The organism is Plantactinospora soyae (assembly GCF_014874095.1).
GTDB lineage: Bacteria > Actinomycetota > Actinomycetes > Mycobacteriales > Micromonosporaceae > Plantactinospora > Plantactinospora soyae.
The window spans coordinates 1,641,958-1,661,571 of record NZ_JADBEB010000001.1 but is presented as its reverse complement, the minus strand read 5'-3'; the positions used below and the strand labels follow the sequence as shown (position 1 = coordinate 1,661,571).

The following is a 19,614-nucleotide window of genomic DNA, read 5'->3' as shown; positions in this document are numbered from 1 at the left end:
TGCCGGTGTCATCGACACCGGACCGATCCAGAGAGCAGGTACTCGTGTCCACATCAGAGCGCCCCCGGTGGTGGCGAGACGCGGTGATCTACCAGGTCTACCCCCGCAGCTTCGCCGACGCCAACGGCGACGGCATCGGCGACATCGCCGGCATCCGGAAGCGGCTGGGCTACCTGTCCGAGCTCGGTGTCGACGCCATCTGGTTCGGTCCCTGGTATCCGTCGCCGATGGCCGACGCCGGCTACGACGTCGCCGACTTCCGGGCCATCGAACCGGTCTTCGGGTCGCTCGCCGAGGTCGAGGAGCTGATCACCGAAGCACACGGACAGGGCCTGCGGATCATTGCCGACCTGGTGCCCAACCACTGCTCGGACCAGCACCCCTGGTTCCAGGCCGCCCTGGCCGGCGGGCCGGACGCACCGGAGCGGGACCTGTTCTGGTTCCGGCCGGGACGCGGCCCGGACGGCGACCAGCCACCGACCGACTGGATCGGCGAGTTCGGCGGCGGAACCTGGACCCGGACCACCAACCCGGACGGTACGGCCGGCGACTGGTACCTGCACCTCTTCGCCGCCCAGCAGCCGGACTTCAACTGGGACCACCCCCGGGTACGCGCCGAGTTCGAGGACATCCTGCGGTTCTGGCTCGACCGGGGCGTCGACGGCATCCGGATCGACTCGGCGGCGCTGCTGCTCAAGGACGCCACCCTGCCCGAGGTTGTCGCCGGTGCGGCACACCCGTTCCACGACCTGGACGGCGTACACGACATCTACCGGAGCTGGCGACGGATCGCCGACGGCTACCCGGAGCCGCGTGCACTGATCGGCGAGGTGTGGCTGCCGGACCGGCAACGGTTCACCAACTACCTGCGCCCGGACGAACTGCACACCGCCTTCAACTTCGACTTCCTCAGCTGTGCCTGGGACGCGGCGGCGCTGCGGGAGAGCATCGACGGGACGCTGGCCGAACACGCCACGATCGACGCGCCGGCCACCTGGGTGCTCTCCAACCACGACGTGACCCGGGTCGTCACCCGGTACGGCCGGGCCGACACGACGTTCAGCTTCGCCAGCAAGCGCGAGGGGACGTACACCGATCTGGAACTCGGCACCGTCCGGGCCCGGGCCGCCGCGCTGCTCTCGCTGTCACTGCCCGGCGCCGCCTACGTCTACCAGGGCGAGGAACTCGGCCTATGGGAGGTCGAGGACATCCCACCCGCGCTGCGCCAGGACCCGATGTTCCCCCGCTCCGGATTCGTCGACCCGGGCCGGGACGGGTGCCGGGTGCCGCTGCCCTGGACCGGTGACGCGGCGCCGTTCGGATTCAGCCCGGACGACGCGACGACGGTGCCGTGGCTGCCGCAGCCGGCCGCCTGGAAGGACCAGACCGTACAGGCCCAGACCAGCGACCCGCACTCGATGCTGGAGCTGTACCGGCAGGCGATCCGGCTCCGCCGGGAGCTGCCGGCGCTCGGCAACGGCACGCTGCACTGGCTGCCGGCCCCGGACGGCGTACTGGCCTTCGCCCGTGATCCCGGGTTCGCCTGCGTGGTGAACCTCTCCGATACACCCGTCCCGATCCCGCCGCACCAGGACAAGCTGCTGGCCAGCCGCCCGGTCGACGGCGATCTGCTCCCGCCGGACACCGCCGTCTGGCTCCGCATGTAAGGAAGGGCCCCTTCTTATCGCTTTTTGTATAAGAAGGGGCCCTTCCTAACACCTCAGGCACAAGCACGGGGGGACCTGGCCGACTCGATCCGAGGGAGAGCACCGCTCATGGCCAACCACCAGCACCGCACCGGCGCGTCCCCGCCCGGTGCCGCCACCCCATCCCGCCGCAGCCGAACCAGAGCCGGTCTGGCCGTCCTCGCCAGTACCGCGCTCGCCGCCACCGCCGTCTCGGTGGTCACCCTGACCACGGCCACCCCGGCCGAGGCCGCCGGACTCTCCCCGTTCGACATCGTCGGCCGGGGCGCCACCGTGCCGTTCGTCGAGCACGAGGCGGAGGAGGTCGCGCACAACGGTACGAAGATCGGACCCAACCGCCTCTACGGCACGCTGCCTTCCGAGGCCTCCGGCCGGGAAGCGGTCACCCTCGACGCCGTCGGCGAGTACGTCGAGTTCACCCTCACCCGGCCGGCGAACGCCATGACGTTCCGGTACAGCCTGCCGGACAACGCCGCCGGCACGGGCCGGGACGCCACGATCGACGTACGGGTGAACGGGGCGGTGCTGAAGTCCGTGCCGGTCACCTCGAAGTACGGCTGGTACTACGGCGGTTACCCGTTCAACAACAACCCGGGCGACACCAACCCGCACCACTTCTACGACGAGACCCGCACCATGTTCGGGTCCACCCTGGCCACCGGTACGAAGATCCGGTTGCAGGTGACCTCGACCGCCCAGTCACCCAGCTTCACCATCGACCTCGCCGACTTCGAGCAGGTCGCGGCCCCGATCGCCAAGCCGGCGAACGCGATCGACGTGGTGACCGACTTCGGCGCCGATCCGAGCGGTGGCACCGACTCGACGGCCCGGTTCCAACAGGCGGTCGACGCCGGGCGTACCCAGGGCCGGCCGGTCTGGATTCCGCAGGGCAACTTCACGCTCTGGGACCACGTGATCGTCGACCAGGTGACGCTGCGCGGCGCCGGGCCGTGGTACTCGGTACTCGGCGGCCGGCACCCGACCGACCGGTCCAAGGCGGTCGGGATCTACGGCAAATGGGCCAACCAGGGCGGCAGCCGGAACGTGACGCTGCGCGACTTCGCCATCATCGGCGACATCCGGGAGCGGGTCGACAACGACCAGGTGAACGCGATCGGGGGTGCGCTGTCGGACTCGGTCGTCGACAACGTCTGGATGCAGCACACCAAGTGCGGCGCCTGGATGGACGGCCCGATGAACAACCTGACCATCCGGAACAGCCGGATCCTGGACCAGACCGCGGACGGGGTGAACTTCCACTACGGGGTCACCAACTCGACCGTGACCAACACCTTCGTCCGGAACACCGGCGACGACGGCCTGGCGATGTGGGCCGAGAACACGCCGAACGTCAACAACTCGTTCACCTTCAACACCGTCGGCGTGACGATCCTGGCCAACAACATCGTGTCGTACGGCGGCCGGAACATCACCATCAGCGACAACGTGACCGCCGACTCGGTGACCAACGGTGGCGGAATCCACGTCGCCAACCGCTATCCCGGAGTCAACTCCGGGCAGGGTACGGCGGTCGCCGGCACCTGGACGGTGGCCCGGAACACCCTGATCCGCAACGGCAACAACGACTACAACTGGCGGTTCGGCGTCGGGGCGATGTGGTTCAGCGGCCTGAACGAGCCGATCCAGGGTGCCACCATCAACGTGACCGACACCGACATCCTGGACAGCTCCTACGCGGCCCTGCACTGGATCGAGGGCGCCACCCACGGGGTCAACTTCTCCAACGTCCGGATCGACGGGGCGGGGACGTACGCCCTCCAGGTGCAGTCGCCGGGCTCGGCGAGCTTCACGAACGTCCGGGCCACCGGGATCGCCCAGTCGAACCCGATCCACAACTGCGTCGGCTCCGGTTTCCAGATCAACCAGGGCGCCGGCAACTCGGGCTGGTACGCCTCGCCCCCGTTCTGCGGTCCCTGGCCGGATCCGCAGTGGGGCGGCGGTCCGACCACCCCGCCGAGTACCGGCCCACCGCCGACGACCCCGCCGACCACCCCACCTCCGACCACCCCGCCGCCGACCACGACACCTCCGACCACTCCGCCGGGCGGCAACCTGGCGCAGGGCCGGAGCATCACGGCATCGAGCGTTTCCGGGCCGTACGGGTCGGCGAACGCCAACGACGGCAACGCCGCGACGTACTGGGAGAGTGCCAACAACGCCTTCCCGCAGCAGTTGACCGTGGACCTCGGCGCAGCGGTGAACGCCGGTCGGGTCGTGCTGAAACTGCCGCCGGGCTGGGAGACCCGTACCCAGACGCTCTCGGTGTCGGGTTCGGTGGACGGCTCGGCGTACTCGACCCTGGCCGGCCCGGCCGGGTACACCTTCAACCCGGCCACCGGAAACAGCGCGACCATCACCCTGCCGGCGGGCAACCGCCGGTACGTCCGGCTGGCCTTCACCGGCAACACCGGCTGGCCGGCGGGCCAGGTCTCGGAGTTCGAGGTGTACGCGGGTACCACTCCACCGCCGACCACCCCGCCGCCGACCACCCCTCCGCCGACCACCGCACCCCCGGCCAGCGGGAACCTCGCCGCCGGTCGCCCGTCGGTGACGACCAGCAGCACCCAGGGGTACGTCGGCGGCAACGTGGTCGACGGCAACGCCAACACGTACTGGGAGAGCGGAAGCAACGCCTTCCCACAGTCGATCACGGTGGACCTCGGCTCGGCCCGGTCGGTGTCCCGGGTCGTGTTGAAGCTGCCGCCGTCGGCGGCCTGGGGCACCCGTACCCAGACCCTGTCGGTGCTCGGCTCCACCGACAACGCCAACTACGCCACCCTCCGACCCTCGGCCGGTCACCAGTTCGATCCGGCGTCGGGTAACACCGCCACGCTGACCTTCCCGGCCACCTCCCAGCGCTACCTGCGCCTCACCGTCACCGGCAACACCGGCTGGCCCGCCGCCCAGCTGTCCGAGTTCGAGATCTACACGACTTGAGTTGTTAGGAAGGGCCCCTTCTTATACAAAAAGCGATAAGAAGGGGCCCTTCCTTGCACCCCGGGGCAGGGGTGGAGGATACGAGGGTGGGGAAAATTCACGAACGGATCGACGGTCGGCTGCGATCGTTCATCGAGGCGCAGAAGGTCTTCTTCGTGGCGACCGCGCCGCTGTCCGGCGACGGGCATGTGAACCTCTCGCCGAAGGGCCTCGCCGGCTCGCTGGCGGTGCTCGACGAGCAGACCGTGGCGTACCTCGACTTCGGCGGCAGCGGTGCGGAGACCGTGGCGCACGTACGGGAGAACGGCCGGATCACCCTCATGTGGTGTGCCTTCGACGGTCCGCCGAACATCGTCCGGGTGCACGGCCGGGGCGAGCCGATCTTCCGGGACGACCCCCGATGGCTCGACCTGATCGGGCACTTCCCGGAGCAGGCCGACGCGCCGGGGCCGCGGGCGATCATCGTGGTCGCCGCCGAACGGATCAGCGACAGCTGCGGATACTCGGTGCCGTTCATGGAGTACCGCGAGGAGCGGACCCTGCACTCCGACTACTTCGGCCGCAAGACGGACGAGGAGTTCGCCGCGTACTGCGAGAAGAAGGACCACGTCGGCGTCAGCCTCGACGGGCTGCCCGCGCTTCCGCTTCCGCTGCCGCCACTGCCCGCCTGACCGACTCCGGTCGAGCGCCCGTCTTACCAGCTCCGGTCGAGCGCCCGTCTGACCGGCTCCGGTCGGGCCGGATCGGGTCGGGCCGAGTCGGGCCGAGTCGGGTCGGGCCGGGTCGGTGGTCAGGCCGAGGGGGTGTAGGCGCCGTGCCGGCCCTCGCCGGACGTGAACCGGGCCACCCCGTCCGACGCGTCGATGGCCAGGGAGTTCATCCCGTACGCCAGTTCGGTGCGCATCGCCTCGTCCTCCGGTCGCCCAGCGGAGGCGAGTACCGCCAGCCGGTCGTTGCGGAGGCAGGTCTGCGGGAATCCGGCGATCTCGGTGGCAAGCGCCTCGGCTGCCGCGCGCGCCTCTCCCGGTGCCACGAGCCGGTTGACCAACCCCATCTCGTACGCCTCGGCAGCCGGCACCGGGCGGCCGGTCAGGATCAGGTCCAGGGCCCGGCTCTCGCCGATCAGCCGGGCCAGCCGTACCGTTCCGCCGTCGATCAACGGGACACCCCAACGGCGGCTGAAGACCCCGAACACGGCGTCGGACTCGGCGACCCGCAGATCGCACCAGAGGGCCAGTTCCAGCCCGCCCGCGACGGCGTACCCGGAGATGGCGGCGATCACCGGCTTGCTCAGGCGCATCCGGGTCGGACCCATCGGGCCGTCACCCTCCGGCTCGACCCGGTTGCTGCTGGACGTGGTGATGGCCTTCAGATCGGCGCCGGAGCAGAAGGTCCCGCCCTCGCCCCAGAGCACGGCCACCGCCGCCCGGTCGTCACCGTCGAAGTTCCGGAACGCGTCGGCCAGGGCCCGCGCGGTCGGCCCGTCCACCGCGTTGCGGGTCTCCGGCCTGGACAGTACGACCGTCTGCACCGGACCGGATTCCTCGACTCGTACGCCCATCGGACCAGGATGCCCGCCGGCACCCCACTCCCGCACCCCCCAATAGCACCGCACCGGGTCGGGCCGTCAGATCGTGCGGAAACCCTCGGCGGCGAGGTCGGCCAGCTCGTCGAGGGCCCGGCGGGCCTGGGTCGCCGCCTCCGGGTCGCGCTCGGTCAGCCCGCTGGCCAGGAACTCGTCCTCGTCGAGCCGCAGCACCTGGCTCCGGTCGGCCGACGCCCACAGGTCGAGGTCCAGGTCCGGTACCACGAGTACGCCGTCGCACACCTCGGCCGGCCGGGTCACGTCGCAGTACCAGCCCTTGAACCCGCCGGCCGAGTCGTGCACCTCCTTCACCGAGTACCACCGGTCCCGCCAGTAGTGCTCGGTGAAGATGTCACCCGGCTCGAACCGGACGAAGCCCATGTCCCGGACCACCGGGTCGGACCAGGGTGCCCGGACCACCACGTGGGTGCCGTCGTCGGAGAGCACCGACGCCGGGTACGACTTGTCCGGGCGCGGCGCCTTGACCAACCGCACCGTGACCGTGTTGCCCGCCGTGAGGGTCCCGCCGCTGCCCTGCTGCGTCACGCCGTACCGCCCGCCTTCCGGTTCTCCGCCGGCCGCCTGCCGGTTCTCGTCCTCTGCACCTCGACCGGAGACGCCGCCTGCCGGTTCTCGTTCTCTGCATCTCGACCGGAGACGCCGTCTGCCGGTTCTCGTTCTCTGCATCTCGACCGGAGACGCCGTCTGCCGGAGCCGAGGTTATCGCCCGGCGGGTGCGGAGACGATGCCCGGAGGTCGGCCGGTGGTGCCCTTGACCGCTGGTAGGGTGCGAACTGATGGTGGAATCGTGGGTCAATCTGGCCGAGCGGATCGGCGCCGACCTGCATCTTGAGCTGTCCGGGGCCGGCAGCCGCCGTACCGTCCTCGCCCGGGCACTGCGCGAGGCCGTCCGGGCCGGCAGGCTCGCCCCCGGCACCCGGCTGCCGCCCTACCGGTCACTCGCCGCCGATCTCGGCCTGGCCCGCAACACCGTCGCCGACGCCTACGCCGAACTGATCGCCGAGGGCTGGCTGACCGCCCGCCAGGGCTCCGGCACCCGCGTCGCCAGCCGGGCCGAACCACCCAGACCCGCCCGCGTGCCGAAGAGGGTCCCGCGGTCCGCCGCCCCCGAACACAACCTGCGGCAGGGGCAGCCGGACGCCTCCGCCTTTCCCCGCGCCGCCTGGCTCGCCGCCAGCCGCCGCGCCCTGACCGCCGCCCCCAACGACGCCTTCGGCCCCGGTGACCCCCAGGGCCGGATCGAACTCCGGCACGCCCTGGCCGACTACCTGGCCCGGGTCAGGGGGGTACGCAGCACAGCCGACCGGATCGTGATCTGCTCCGGCTTCGCCCACGCCCTGCGGCTGCTGTTCGGCGGTCGGGTGTTGCGTGGACCACTGGCGGTGGAGTCCTACGGGCTCGCCTTCCACCGCGCGATCCTGGACGCGGCGTCGGTCCGGACGATCCCGCTCGGACTCGACGAACGCGGCTCCAGGACCGAGGAACTGGCCCACACCAAGGGCGTCCGGGCGGTGCTGCTCACCCCGGCCCACCAGTTCCCGACCGGTGGACCGCTGCACCCCGTCCGGCGTACGGCCGTGGTCGACTGGGCCGGAGTCCGCGACGGGCTGATCCTGGAGGACGACTACGACGGGGAGTTCCGGTACGACCGCGAACCGGTCGGCGCCCTCCAGGGGTTGGATCCGGACCACGTCGTGTACGTCGGCTCGGTCAGCAAGAGCCTGTCCCCGGCCCTCCGGCTCGGCTGGATGGTCCTGCCCGGGCACCTCGTCGATCCGGTGCTGGCCGTCAAGGGCGAGCGGGAGGCCTGGGCGAGTGCCCTCGATCAGCTCACGCTCGCCGACTTCATCGCCTCCGGCCGCTACGACCGGCACATCCGCCGGATGCGGCAGCGCTACCGCCAGCGGCGCAACCTGCTCGTCGACACCCTCGCCGAACACGCGCCACACGTCACGGCCACCGGTATCGCCGCCGGCCTGCACTCGGTCCTGCGGCTGCCGCCCGGAACCGAACGGTCCACGGTCAACGCGGCCGCCTGGCTGGGCATCGCCGTCGACGGCCTCGCCACCTTCCGGCACCCGCAGGCCACGACGCCGGCCGAGGACGCCCTGGTCGTCGGCTACGCCACCCCGCCGGACCACGCGTACCGGGCGGCACTGGACGCACTCCACCGGGCGCTGCCGCCACAGCCGTAGCCCGTCGACACGCCACCGTCGTAGCCCGTCGACACGCCACGGTCGAAAGAACCCCCTAGGTACCCGGTTCCGGGTTTGTCGGGGGACACGTCCCTGATGCCCGGTTGCGGGGACAGCCAGAGACTGACCGTATGAAGATCAGCAATGGACGTACCCGTGTCGGTGCCGCCCTGGTCGGCGTCGCGCTCGCCGGCACCCTCGTCTCGCCGGCCCTGGCCGGCACGCCCGTTGCCGGCAGCGATGCGACCGGCCGGCAGAGACCGGCCGCGTGCACCGGTACGGGTGTCGACCCGGCCGCGATGGTGGCGGCGATCCAGGGCCTGCCCAGCGCGGAGGCGACCGCCGCCCAGGTACGGGTGAGCACCGGCGCCGGCTGCTGGACCGGCCGGTCCGGCGTGCTGGACCTTCGTAGCGAGGCGCCGGTACCGGCCGACGCGCGATTCCGGATCGGCAGCGTGACCAAGGCCTTCACCGCGACGGTGGTACTGCAACTCGTCGCCGAGGGTCGGATCGGCCTCGACGTTCCGGTGCAGCGTTACCTGCCCCGACTGCTGCCCGCCGACTATCCGGCCGTGACCGTCCGCGAGCTGCTGGACCACACCAACGGCCTGCCGAGCCCGACCCTGCCGGAGAGCATCGAATGGCAGCTCGCACACCGGTTCGACCGGTGGACGCCCGAGCAGATCGTCCGGGCCGGGCTGCGCAACGAGCGGGCGTTCGAGCCGGGCGACATGCAGCACTACACGAACATGGGCTACATCGTCGCCGGGATGCTGATCGAGCGGGTCACCGGCCGGTCGTACGGCCACGAGATGCGGGAACGGATCTTCGAGCCGCTCGGGTTGCGCGACACCTACGTACCCGGCTCGGATCCGACGATCCGTGGCCCGCACGCACACGGCTACCAGACCGTCACCCGTGGCGGCCGGACCGCGCTGGTCGACGTGACGAACTGGAGCCAGACGATGACGCCGGCCGCCGGTGACATGATCTCCACTCTCGCCGACCTGGACACCTTCCTGCGGGAGCTGTTCGCCGGCCGGCTGCTCCCTGCCGCCCAGCTCGACGAGATGTTCACCCTGCCGAAGGTGTCGGACGTGGGCGGCGGGCCGGCGCTCTACAGCGTCGGTCTGACCGCGTTCCCGCTGCCGACCGGCGAGGTTCTCTGGGGCAAGTCCGGCGCCCGGTACGGCTACTCCGCCGCCGTCGCCGCCAGTCGGGACGGCAGCCTCCGGGCGGCCTACTCGGTGAACTCGACCGACGCGAAGGGCGAGGAGCAGCCGTTGATCACCCAGAGGATCATCGCGGCGGCGCTGGGCATGCGCTGACCGCTCGACCGATCACGGCTGGTCAGATCAGCGGGGCGGGGGATCAGCGGGGCGGGGAATCAGCGGGGCGGCGCGAACGGCCACTCCTCGAACGACGTACACCGGCCGTCCGCGTCGAACCGCATGATCCACAGGTCGCGGAACTCCGCCCGGCCCGGCGGCTCGCCGTAGTGGACCTCGATCCGGGCCACCCCGACGTCGCCGTCCACCGCGACGACCTCGCTGGTCATCGTGAACACCTCGCCCGGGCCGTCGCGTTCCGCCTCCCACATCCGGGCGATCGCCGACAGGCCGACCACCGGATCACGGTACGGCCCCTGGAGGTAGCTCGCGTCGACGGAGAAGAGTTCGGCCAGCGGCTCGACGCCCGGCGTACGCCAGGCTCGCTCGTAGCCCGCGATCCAGTCCCGTACCCGCGCGATGTCCATGGAGGTCCACTGTGCCACGGCACCCCGTCGACGACAGCCGGATCAGTTCGGAGCCCCTCGGACCGGCCGGCCTCCGGTCACGCCGCCCGGTGGCCGGTGGGCCGTCCCTTGGGGCGCATCGGCGGGCTGTCGGTGCCGGCACCGGTGGCGATGCCGGAGAGCAGGTCGCGCAGGGCGTCGCGGGCATCGCGCCGGGGCCGCCAGCCCAACTCCCGCTCGGCCCGGGAGCAGTCCATCAGCGGGACCGCCGTGCTCACCTCGAACCAGCCCTCGTCGGCGGGGACCAGCCGGCTCCGCCACGCGGCCCGGGTCAGCATCCGCAGCAGGGTCAGCGGCAGCGGCGCGGCCCAGCCGCCCCACTCCGCCGCGACCAGCGGTCCGTCGAGCACCGGTTCGGCGGCGATGTTGAACGCGCCGGTCAGGTCACTGCGCAGGGCCCGCAGGTACGCGTCGGCGACGTCGTCGGCGTGCACCACCTGGACCCGTAGCCGCCGGTGCCGGGGCACCACCGGCAGCCGACCCGAGCGCAGCAGGGAGACCGGAACGAACCGGCCCAGGAAGTACCGGGTGATCTCGGCACCGGCGTCGCGCTGGAGGACCAGCCCCTTCCGGAGCCGGGTCACCCGCAGTACCGGATAGTCCCGCTCGGCCCCGTCGAGCATCGCCTCCACCGCCGCCTTGTCCACGCTGTAGCCGGATCGTCCGACGCCGGTGACCGGCCAGCTCTCGTCGATCCGCTGGTCCTTCGGGCCGGGGGCGTACGTCCCGACGGAGGAGGCGTGGACCAGCTTCGACACGTCGGCGGCGAGCATCGCGTTGAGAACGTGCCGGCTGCCGTTGAGATTGGTCCGGCGGAGCTGGGCCCGCTGGTGGCTGGGCTGGATCTGCCAGGCCAGGTGCACCACCGCGTCGACACCGGCCAGCCGGTCGGCCAGCGGTTGCAGACAGGCCGGGTCACCGAGGTCGGCGGCGTGCCACTCCACCCGGTCGTACGGCGCACCCGCGTCCGGCCGTGGGCAGCGGCGGGCGATGCCGATCACCTCGATGTCCGGCTCGGTGGCCAGCCGGCGCAGCAGCGCGGTGCCGACGTTCCCGGTGGCCCCGGTGATCGCGATCCGCATGTCGGCCGGTCTACCCCGCACCGGTCGGGGCATGCCGTAATCCGTCCGGGGAGTATCGGGGTGCCGAGGGTTTGCCGTGCCCGACTTCGGGAAGCCCCGGCCGGTGCGAGCCCTTTTGACCAGACTTGAGCAGGCTGCCGGACTCGACCGGACGGCGGACCGGATGCAGCGCGTGGTCGCCTCGGCGATCCGGCCGCAGTGGGCCCGGGACCTTCTACACGGGGTGTGGCTGGGACATCCGCTGCATCCGGTGCTGGTGCAGGTGCCGACCGGCGCCTGGACCTGCACGGCGATCCTCGACCTGCTACCCGGCCAGCGCCGCGCCGCCACCACCCTGGTGGCGATCGGTACGGCGTCCGCGCTGCCCGCCGCCATCGCCGGCTGGAACGACTGGGGGTCGCTGTCCCGGGAGCAGCAACGGGTGGGCCTGGTGCACGCCGCCGCGAACGGCGTGGCCATCCTGCTGTACGCCGGCTCGCTGGCCGCCCGGCTGAGCGGGCGGCACGGCATCGGTCGTACCCTCGGATTCGCCGGCCTGGCGGCGGTCAGCAGCGGCGCCTTCCTCGGCGGGCATCTCGCCTACAAGCAGGCGGCCGGGGTCAACCAGGGCGTTCCCGACCTGCGCCGGATCGAGGAGGGCTGGCATCCGGTGGCGGACCTGGACAACCTGCCGGAACACACCCTGCTGACCCGTCGGATCGACGAGATCGCCGTCGTGGTCTACCGGGACGGCGACGAGATCACCGTGATGCTGGAGCGGTGCGCCCACCAGAGCGGTCCGCTCGGCGCGGGCGAGGTGACGAGGGTTGACGGCCGTACCTGTGTCAAGTGCCCCTGGCACGGCAGTACGTTCGCGCTGAACGGTGGCGAGGTGGTGCACGGCCCGGCCGGCACCGACCAGCAGGTCCTACCCACCCGGGTGGTGGGCGGCGTCCTCCAGACCCGCCTGCCCTGACCGCCCCGCGTCGTCACCGGGGTCGTCCGGGCGGGACCGACCACGTGGCGTGCCCCGCCCCGCGATCTCCACCCGTGATCGACTTTGGCACCTCCCGGGCGAGTTCCCCGCTCAGCCGCGTAGCCGGTGCCGGCCGTTGCCGATCGGGGGACGCCGGCCGGACCGGCCCCGGAGACCGAAGACCGCGCCGATCTGCGCCCCCACGATGCTGGCCACCGCGATGACGGCGGAGACCGCGAGTGGCCGGTTGAGGTCGTCCACCGGTCCGGCCCGCGAGGCGCTGATCGTGTACGTGGCGTCGTCGTCGTCGGCGCCGTTGCCCGGCTGCGCCGGTACCGGCACCGCCGGCTCTGGCGAGCCGGCCGGCCGCTGCGGCGTAGCGGACGCTTGCGGCGCCACCGGCCGCCCCGGCGTGGCGGATCCCTGCGGCGCGACCGTCCGCTCGGGAGCGGCGGACCGCAGCGGTGTCTCCGACTGTTGCGGCGCGACCGACTGACGCGGAGCGACCGGCTGCTGCGGGCCCGCCGTCGGACCGGTCGACCGGGGTACGGCGTTCTGCGGCGGCGCCGCCCCGTCCGGCTGCTCGACCTGCGGTACGGAGCCGTCGGGCGCGACCTGCGGCCAGCCGCCCGGCGGCGGTGGCACCGCGACCAGACCGGTGGCGTGCTGGCGTACGCCGCCGTCCTCGGCGGCCGGCGGCAGGTGCAGGAACTGGCCCGGCCGGATCCGGTCGGGATCACGGATCTTGTTGAGCCGGGCCAACTCGGGATAGCGGTCGAAGTCGCCGAGATAGCGGCCGGCGATGTGGCCGAGGTAGTCGCCCTTCTCCACCCGGTACACGGGTACGGGTTCGGCAGCGGGGTCCTTCGACGGCGCCACCAGCCAGTGCGGGGCCGGTCCGGAGGCGGGCTCCGCCGCCACGGGCAGACCGGCGGCGGCCGGTTGACCGGTCAGGAAGGGGGCGGCCGCCACGACGGGCGCGGCGGGCAGCGCCGGTGCCGACACCGTCGTCGTGGCCACCGCGCTCGCCGCGGTGGCGGCGGGGCTGACGGCGATGACCAGCGCCACCGAACCGATCAGCGTCGCCGCCCACCGCTGCTGGCGGCCGAGTCCGGGCAGCCGGATCGCCGGCCGGCGGAGGATCCGGGCGGGCACCTCGACCAGTACGGAGAGGGCGAACGTCGCCCAGCCGGCCCATCCGACGACGGCCAAAGTCCGGAGGAAGAGCCGTCCGTCGTCCCGACTGGTCAGCGCGGAGCTGATCTCGTCGACGCTCGGTACGTGGTCGGGTAGCGGGTTGCCGGCGAGGGTCAGCAGGGCCAGCGGTGCCCCGACCAGGAGCCCGATCAGGACGATCAACGCCCCGAGACCGGTGCAGAACTGACCGGCCCGCCGGGCCGTCCGCGATGCAGGCATGGCAATGCCCCCTATTCAGCGGTTCGTCGTGGTGAGGAGTGTCGCGGTGGCCGTACCGGGCACCGTGATGTTGTCGGCGAAGCCGAAGAGGTCGAGGAAAACGGTGTCGTAGTCGAGTTCGAGGCTGACCGTCAGCGCGGAGTTGTCGCCGGCGGCGTCGAATCGCACCTGCGTGAGCGTGACCCCGTCCACGCTCGCGAGGTAGTTGTCGACCGCGTCCTCCGCCGCGGCCTGGTCCAGCACGGTGGTGCCGTCCTCGAGCAGTTGGCCCAGGTCGATCGCCTGGCCGCCGGCTCGGGCCGCCTCGGCCGCGAGGTTGTCGGCACGCTGCATGGAGCGGAGCTGGCCGGCGCCGTCGTACGCCAGCCCGATGATCGCCAGTACCCCGATCAGCGCGACCGCGAGGAAGAGGCTCACCCGTCCGGAGTCCCGCCCGACCGGGGCCCCGTCGGCGGTCCGCCCGGTCACCGGAGGCTCCGGCCACGGTAGCGGTCCAGCGGGGAGGCGAACGTCGCCTCGACGGTGGTGAACGTCCGCATCCCTGACAGCAGCGGCATCCGCAGGTCCCGTACCGGTACGTCGCAGGTGACCGTCACCACGACCGACGCGTCGGTGCCGAGGCCGCTGGCGTACACGTCCTCGAAGTCGGCGTCCTCGCCGTTCATCGAGCCCGCGAGGACCAGGGTCGGCTCCCCGGAGCAGGAGAGCCCCTCCGCCGCCAGCCGGTCCGCCACCGCCGCCCGCGCCGCGTCCCGACCGTCCGGGGCGGTACGCGAGATCGAGGCGGCCCGGGCGGCATCGTGCGCGGCGACCTCGATCGCCTCGTGGGCGACGGCGGTCCGGCCGGCGACCCCGGCCAGCGCCACCAGCGCCAGGAAGGCCGGCGCGAGGATCGCCGTCTCCACCGAGACCGAGCCCCGGTCCCGGCCGGTCACGGCTGGTCCTCGTCGACGAACCGTTCCACCGTGCCGAAGGCGGTCTCACTGATGCCCGGTAGCGAGATGAACGGCATGATCCGGAGTGGCTCGCCGGTGACGGTGGCGCTCACCTGGGTGTCGTCCGGCTCCGGGGCGGTCACCGTGACCTCCCAGCCGACCAGCCAGTCACCCGCCCGGTCGAGGAAGTCCTCCGCCCGATCCTCGCCCACCCCGGGCTCGGCCTGGTACGCACGCTGCGCGCTGACCGCCGACTGGGCGGCGTTCAGCGCGGTGGACCGGGCGATGAACCAGGCCGCGGCCTGGATCGAGGCGAGCAGCAGGAGCAGGATGGCCGGCATCAGCACGGCCAACTCGACCGGGTTCGCGCCCCGGTCCCGCCGCGCCCCGGTCGTCCGCCGCCGGACCCGGTCGACCCCGGCGGGCCGGCCCGGCCGCACTCGCCCGGCTCGCCGGACGCCGGGTCGGGCGTCAGGGCACCCGGTCCGGCGGTGCCGGGGCACGGCGGTGCCCACGGACAGCTGCCGGCACGGACGACCGCGCGGTGGTGGCATGACTTCAGTCGAGGGGCGCGGGGTCCGCGCCGCCGCCGCCCGGCTCGGGGATCGCGTCCATCCAGTCCGAGACGCTTCGGGACACGGCGACCGTGACCGCCAGGGCCGCCGCCACCAGGCCGAAGATGATGACCGCGGTCGGCACCGGGCTGTCGCCCCGGTCTCCCGCGCCGTCGCGACGCAACTCGGCCAGCCGGATCAGCAACGTGGTGTGCAGGTATGCGATGACTGACATTGCGGCTACTCCCTTCTCGTGAAATCGGGTCTGTCGAGGTCAGATGCGGGCCACGAACGGATAGAGGACGAAGCCGACGAGTACGAAGACCAGCAGCGCGCCGGGTACGTCGAGTCGGCTGGTCACCGCCTCCGCGCGGGCCAGGTTGTCGGTGCGGATCTGGTCGCGCAGCGAGTCGGCCCGCCCGCGCAGCGAGTCGTGCACCTGGGCGCCCTCGGTGCCGGAGGACTGCATGATGGCGCCGACGTCGCCGAGTTCCGGAATGCCGATCTTCTCCGCCAGGTCGCGGAGTTCGTCCCAGGGCGAGTGCATCTGGAGCTGGGCCATCCGGAGCGCTTCCCGGATCCGCTCGAAGACCCAGCCGTCGCAGACCTCGGCCGCCCGCTCCAGGGCCTGCACCGGACCGTGCGCGGCGGACAGTTGCAGGGCGACGAGATCGAGGTACGCGCAGACGGCCTGGCTGAACTCGCGCCGGGCCCGTTCCGCCTTTACCAGTACGCTCCGGTGCGCCAGCAGTACGCAGACGAGCGCGAAGCCCAGCGCGCCGACGGTGGGTAGCACGATCGGTGGTCGGATCCCGGCGAGGAAGAGGATCGCGGTCGACACCGCCGGGGTGGCGAGGCCGATCAGGCCGGAGAGCACCAGCGACAGGGTGTACTGCTCGGGCGTCTGGCCGAGCAGCGCGAGTTGCCGGTGCGGCGGGCGCAGCCAGCGGGACAGCCCGCTGAGCCAGTCGAGGTCGCGACCGGCGGTTCGGGCCGGCCGGCTCAGCCCGGGGGGCTGGTGCAGCCGGCGTAGTGCCGGACCGAGCGCCGGGGTGGCCGGAAGTGCCTCCCGGACCAGGAGGAAGAGTCCCAACCCGACGGCGGCACCGGCGAGTACACCGATGGTCAGGGGCCAGTTGAGGATCACGCCAGCACCTCGTCGGTGTCCGGTGGGGCGAGGAACCGCGCCGGCCGGGGCGGCAGGCTCATCGACCGGACCCAGGCCAGCAGGGCGACGAAGGCGGCGCCGAGCAGCACCATCACGAGTTGCCCGTCCGGCGTCCCGTACGGCCGCATGTAGTCCGGGTTGACCAGCCCGTACGCCAGGACGAGCAGGGTCATCCCGGTGAGGAAGCGGACCGCGAACCGGGGCTGGGCCCGCTTCGCCTCCACCTCGCGCCGGGTGACGACCTCGGCCGCCGCGGCGGAGGCAATCGCCCCGAGTACCTCGCCGAGCCGCTCGCCCCGGTCGGTGAGGTGCAGGATCAGCGCGGCCACCACCTGGTCGCCGACCGGGTCGGCGATGTCGTCGGCGAACGCGAGGAGTGCGGCCCGGGCCTGCCAGCCGGCCGTCAGACGGGCGGCGAGCAGGCGTACCTCCTCGTCGATCCGGTCCGGCGCGGTCGCGACCGTACCGATGATGGCCTGCTGGAGACCCTGTCCGGTGCTGGAGACGTCCTTGAGCCGGCGGGTCCACTCGCCGATCGCCTCGATCCGGTTGATCGCCCGACGTTCGGCGCGGCCAGCGGTGAACAGCCACGGTGCGCCCGGCACCGCGAGCACCACCAGCAGGCCGACCACGGGCAGGCCGGTGAGCAGGAACGCCACCGCTCCGGCCAGTACCGCGCCGACCACCAGCGTCTGGTGGGCCCGCCGTTCCCGGGCGGTGGTGCCGCCGCCGACCCAGAGTCGGCGCAGCCCGGACCCGGCCCGGGTCCGGGCCGGCCGGGTCGTGCCGATCAGCGCGACGGCCGCCAGTACCAGGCCGGTGGCGCAGGCGATTCCGGAGAGTACGGCGATCAGCTCGATGTTCGAGGGCAGGTTCATGGCGGCGTTCTCATGCCGGTGGGCCGAGTCGGCTGTGCCGGGGGCGGCGCCAGGCACCGGCGCCCGCCTCGATGTACCGGGTCAGCAGGCGGACGTCGTACCCGACCCGGAGCAACTGGTCGCGGACCCGTTCCGGCAGATGGCGGGGGACCGCCCGGCCGTCCTGGCCGGGGCCGAAGACCGTGGTCGTGGTGATCCGGTTGCCCTCGCCGACCCCGATGACCTCCTCGACGTGCGAGACGAACCGGTGCTTCCGGCCGCCGATCGCGGTCTCGTCCTCGATGGTGACGTAGACGATCAGGTCCAGCGCGTTGCCGGCCATCCGGCGGGCCTGCTCGACGGTCATCTCCCGGCCGTGCGAGAGGGCCAGTTCGATGATCCGCTCGCTGACCCCGGCCGGGGTACGGGCGTGGATCGTGCACATCGAACCCCGGCTGGTGGTCATCGCCTGGAGCATCGGAACGATCTCCCGGGACCGGACCTCGCCGACGATGATCCGGAGTACGCCCATCCGGAGCGCGACCGGGATCAGATCGGCGATCGTGACCTCGCCGGCCGGTCGACCGTCCATGCCCCGGTCGCCGTGCCCCTCCCGGGACTCGAAACTCATCACCGCCCGGTGCTTGCGTCCACGCCGGGTGGGCAGCAGTTCCCGGCTCTCCTCCAGCAGCACGTACGGCTCGTCGGCCGGGATCTCGTCCATCAGGGCCCGGATCACGGTGGTCTTGCCCGCTCCGGCCAGCCCGGCGACCATGATGTTGAGCCCGGCCCGCATCGCCGCCCGGAGGAAGTCCCGGATCAGCACGTCGAGCATCTCGTCCAGGTCGGCCCGGGCGCCGGTGATGTCGTCGAGGCTCACCTCGATGGTGTTGTGCTTCCGGATCACCGCGTACGGCCGGTGGCTGACCAGGAAGACCGCGGCGAGCCGGCTGCCGTCGGGAAGCTGGAGGTCGAGGGTCGGCTTCGAGGTGGAGAGCGACCGTTCGGTGGCACCGGCCCGGCGGGCGGCCGCCTGGAGGATCTCCACCATCTCCTCGTCGCTGTCCGCGATCGGTTCGGCCCAGTCGACACCACCGCCGCGCCGGCTGATCCGGACCAGGTCACAGCCGAGGATGTGCACCTCTTCGATCGTGTTGTCCACCAGCAGGGTCTGTAGCCGGCCCAGCCCGACCAGTTCGGCGTTGACCTGGTCGAGCAGCATCCGCTCCTCGACGGCCGACATCGGCGTACCGGCCCGGCGGGTGGAGTCGGCGTACTCGGCCACCACGGCGACGGCGAGCCGGGCCCGCTCCGCGTCCTCCTCGTCGGTGCTGAACTCCCGCCCCCGCTGCCACAGGGTGAGCCGTTCGCTCAGCTGTCGACGAAGTTCCCGGACCACCGCGAAGTCGACCCGGGGCCGGGTCGGGCCGGCCGGCGGTGGCGGTGCCGGGTGCGGCGGAAGGACGTACGGCGGGGCGGAGCCGTTGGCCATCGGCAGGGCCGGCTGCTGGTGTCCGTTGTGCGGGATGACCTGCCAGGCCGGCGCCGTCGCCGGGTCACCGTGTCGCGGGTCGTGGTAGACCGGCTCAAACCGCATCCGGTACCCCCTCGATCGCCGGCCAGCTCACCCGGGCGCGTCGGCGGTCGAGGGTCGCCCGGATCGGCACCTCCAGGCCGCTGGCCGCGCGCATCAGCGGCCGGTTGCCGCGTACGGTCCCGCCCTGGCTGAGCACCTCGGCGGTACGCGGGTCGTGCGGCAGCTGCGCGATCACCGGCAGCCGGAGGGCCTTGCTGACCTCGCTCTGGCCGTGTCCGGCGCCGACCAGCAGCAGTCGCAGCGAGCCGGCCGGTACGCGGTGCTCGGCGAAGTCCCGCTCGATGGTCCGGATCGTGGCCTGGGTGCTGGACAGGTCGGGCAGCCGGGCCGCGGTGACGATCAGGACGATGTCCGCCGCCCGCAGGATCGGCCAGGGCGGCCCGATCACGTGCAGGCGTCCACAGTCGACGATCACGTCGTACGCCGGTCGGCTCTTGTCCAGTCCGCCGAAGAAGTCCGCGAACCGCTGCCACAGCGGAATCACGCTGCCCGCCTGCGCCGGGTCGACCACGCCCGGCAGCAGCAGCCGCTCCCGGGCGGGGGCGTCAAGATCGACCAACTGGGACCAGAACGCCTGCTCCAGGTTGCCGTCCCGCAGCTCGCCGACCGCCAGTTCACCGATGCCGCGAGGGCCGGGCAGCGCCCCCGACAGGTAGCCGGCCAGCACCGAGCCGCCTGACGGGTCACACTCGGCGAGCACCGTCCGGTGGTGCCAGGACAGCGTGCAGGCGAGCGCGGCCGTGGTGACTCCGGGCGATCCCTTGGCCGAGACGAGGGCGATGATGGCCAC

19 protein-coding genes are annotated in these 19,614 nt (G+C 72.3%); 6 read left to right on the top strand and 13 right to left on the bottom strand.

Translation table 11 applies throughout. From position 1 onward, the window contains the following. The first annotated feature begins 44 nt into the window (after positions 1-44). The 3 genes from H4W31_RS07360 (at position 45) to H4W31_RS07350 (ending at position 5,335) form a co-directional block, all read left to right on the top strand. On the top strand, positions 45-1,667 hold the full coding sequence (locus H4W31_RS07360; RefSeq protein WP_318783068.1) for a glycoside hydrolase family 13 protein: 1,623 nt from the start codon (positions 45-47) through the stop codon (positions 1,665-1,667). A 108-nt stretch (positions 1,668-1,775) separates the two neighbouring features. Next, the gene (locus tag H4W31_RS07355; protein ID WP_192765972.1) at positions 1,776-4,664 is read left to right on the top strand and encodes a discoidin domain-containing protein; all 2,889 of its coding nucleotides are present in this window, start codon (positions 1,776-1,778) and stop codon (positions 4,662-4,664) included. A gap of 86 nt (positions 4,665-4,750) precedes the next feature. Then, positions 4,751-5,335 carry a pyridoxamine 5'-phosphate oxidase family protein gene (locus H4W31_RS07350; protein ID WP_192765971.1) on the top strand — a complete coding sequence of 195 codons (585 nt, stop codon included), beginning with the start codon at positions 4,751-4,753 and terminating at the stop codon, positions 5,333-5,335. 119 nt (positions 5,336-5,454) lie between these two features. On the opposite strand, the gene H4W31_RS07345 is transcribed toward H4W31_RS07350, so the two are convergent. Together H4W31_RS07345 and H4W31_RS42570 are read right to left on the bottom strand one after the other, a co-directional pair. Then, positions 5,455-6,225, bottom strand: coding sequence for a crotonase/enoyl-CoA hydratase family protein (locus H4W31_RS07345; RefSeq protein ID WP_192765970.1), 771 nt, complete (start codon positions 6,223-6,225; stop codon positions 5,455-5,457). Positions 6,226-6,291: 66 nt separating this feature from the next. Then, positions 6,292-6,795: a DUF402 domain-containing protein gene (locus H4W31_RS42570; protein ID WP_318783067.1), complete on the bottom strand. Its 504-nt coding sequence runs from the start codon at positions 6,793-6,795 to the stop codon at positions 6,292-6,294. Positions 6,796-7,046: 251 nt separating this feature from the next. Here H4W31_RS42570 and pdxR point away from each other — a divergent pair, with 251 nt between their 5' ends. Both pdxR and H4W31_RS07330 read left to right on the top strand, forming a co-directional pair. Next, complete coding sequence (pdxR, locus tag H4W31_RS07335; RefSeq protein ID WP_192765968.1) at positions 7,047-8,465, top strand: MocR-like pyridoxine biosynthesis transcription factor PdxR; 1,419 nt, start codon at positions 7,047-7,049, stop codon at positions 8,463-8,465. A gap of 131 nt (positions 8,466-8,596) precedes the next feature. Then, positions 8,597-9,793, top strand: a complete 1,197-nt coding sequence (locus H4W31_RS07330; RefSeq protein ID WP_192765967.1) for a serine hydrolase domain-containing protein — start codon at positions 8,597-8,599, stop codon at positions 9,791-9,793. A gap of 59 nt (positions 9,794-9,852) precedes the next feature. Here H4W31_RS07330 and H4W31_RS07325 read toward each other — a convergent pair whose 3' ends face one another. Next, the gene (locus H4W31_RS07325) at positions 9,853-10,221 is read right to left on the bottom strand and encodes a nuclear transport factor 2 family protein (protein WP_192765966.1); all 369 of its coding nucleotides are present in this window, start codon (positions 10,219-10,221) and stop codon (positions 9,853-9,855) included. Positions 10,222-10,298: 77 nt separating this feature from the next. Continuing rightward, positions 10,299-11,342, bottom strand: a complete 1,044-nt coding sequence (locus tag H4W31_RS07320; protein ID WP_192765965.1) for an NAD-dependent epimerase/dehydratase family protein — start codon at positions 11,340-11,342, stop codon at positions 10,299-10,301. A gap of 103 nt (positions 11,343-11,445) precedes the next feature. Here H4W31_RS07320 and H4W31_RS07315 point away from each other — a divergent pair, with 103 nt between their 5' ends. Then, positions 11,446-12,297, top strand: coding sequence for a Rieske 2Fe-2S domain-containing protein (locus H4W31_RS07315; protein ID WP_192765964.1), 852 nt, complete (start codon positions 11,446-11,448; stop codon positions 12,295-12,297). A gap of 111 nt (positions 12,298-12,408) precedes the next feature. Here the strand turns inward: H4W31_RS07315 and H4W31_RS07310 are convergent, their stop codons facing one another. The 9 genes from H4W31_RS07310 to H4W31_RS07270 form a co-directional block, all read right to left on the bottom strand. After that, complete coding sequence (locus H4W31_RS07310) at positions 12,409-13,713, bottom strand: LysM peptidoglycan-binding domain-containing protein (RefSeq protein WP_192765963.1); 1,305 nt, start codon at positions 13,711-13,713, stop codon at positions 12,409-12,411. Between the two features lie 15 nt (positions 13,714-13,728). Further along, on the bottom strand, positions 13,729-14,181 hold the full coding sequence (locus H4W31_RS07305) for a pilus assembly protein TadG-related protein (protein WP_192765962.1): 453 nt from the start codon (positions 14,179-14,181) through the stop codon (positions 13,729-13,731). After that, complete coding sequence (locus H4W31_RS07300) at positions 14,178-14,648, bottom strand: TadE/TadG family type IV pilus assembly protein (protein WP_192765961.1); 471 nt, start codon at positions 14,646-14,648, stop codon at positions 14,178-14,180. Before H4W31_RS07300 ends, H4W31_RS07305 begins: the two co-directional genes overlap by 4 nt. Further along, positions 14,645-15,088, bottom strand: a complete 444-nt coding sequence (locus H4W31_RS42565) for a TadE/TadG family type IV pilus assembly protein (protein ID WP_318783065.1) — start codon at positions 15,086-15,088, stop codon at positions 14,645-14,647. The genes H4W31_RS07300 and H4W31_RS42565 overlap by 4 nt, the downstream gene beginning before the upstream one ends. A gap of 118 nt (positions 15,089-15,206) precedes the next feature. Continuing rightward, a complete protein-coding gene (locus tag H4W31_RS07290; RefSeq protein ID WP_192765959.1) occupies positions 15,207-15,437 on the bottom strand; it encodes a hypothetical protein in 231 nt (76 codons plus the stop codon). A 39-nt stretch (positions 15,438-15,476) separates the two neighbouring features. Further along, a complete protein-coding gene (locus tag H4W31_RS07285) occupies positions 15,477-16,346 on the bottom strand; it encodes a type II secretion system F family protein (protein ID WP_192771907.1) in 870 nt (289 codons plus the stop codon). Then, a complete protein-coding gene (locus H4W31_RS07280; protein ID WP_192765958.1) occupies positions 16,346-17,248 on the bottom strand; it encodes a type II secretion system F family protein in 903 nt (300 codons plus the stop codon). Before H4W31_RS07280 ends, H4W31_RS07285 begins: the two co-directional genes overlap by 1 nt. Positions 17,249-17,258: 10 nt before the next feature. Beyond that, positions 17,259-18,824, bottom strand: a complete 1,566-nt coding sequence (locus H4W31_RS07275) for a CpaF family protein (protein ID WP_192765957.1) — start codon at positions 18,822-18,824, stop codon at positions 17,259-17,261. Further along, a complete protein-coding gene (locus tag H4W31_RS07270) occupies positions 18,814-19,614 on the bottom strand; it encodes a ParA family protein (protein ID WP_192765956.1) in 801 nt (266 codons plus the stop codon). Before H4W31_RS07270 ends, H4W31_RS07275 begins: the two co-directional genes overlap by 11 nt.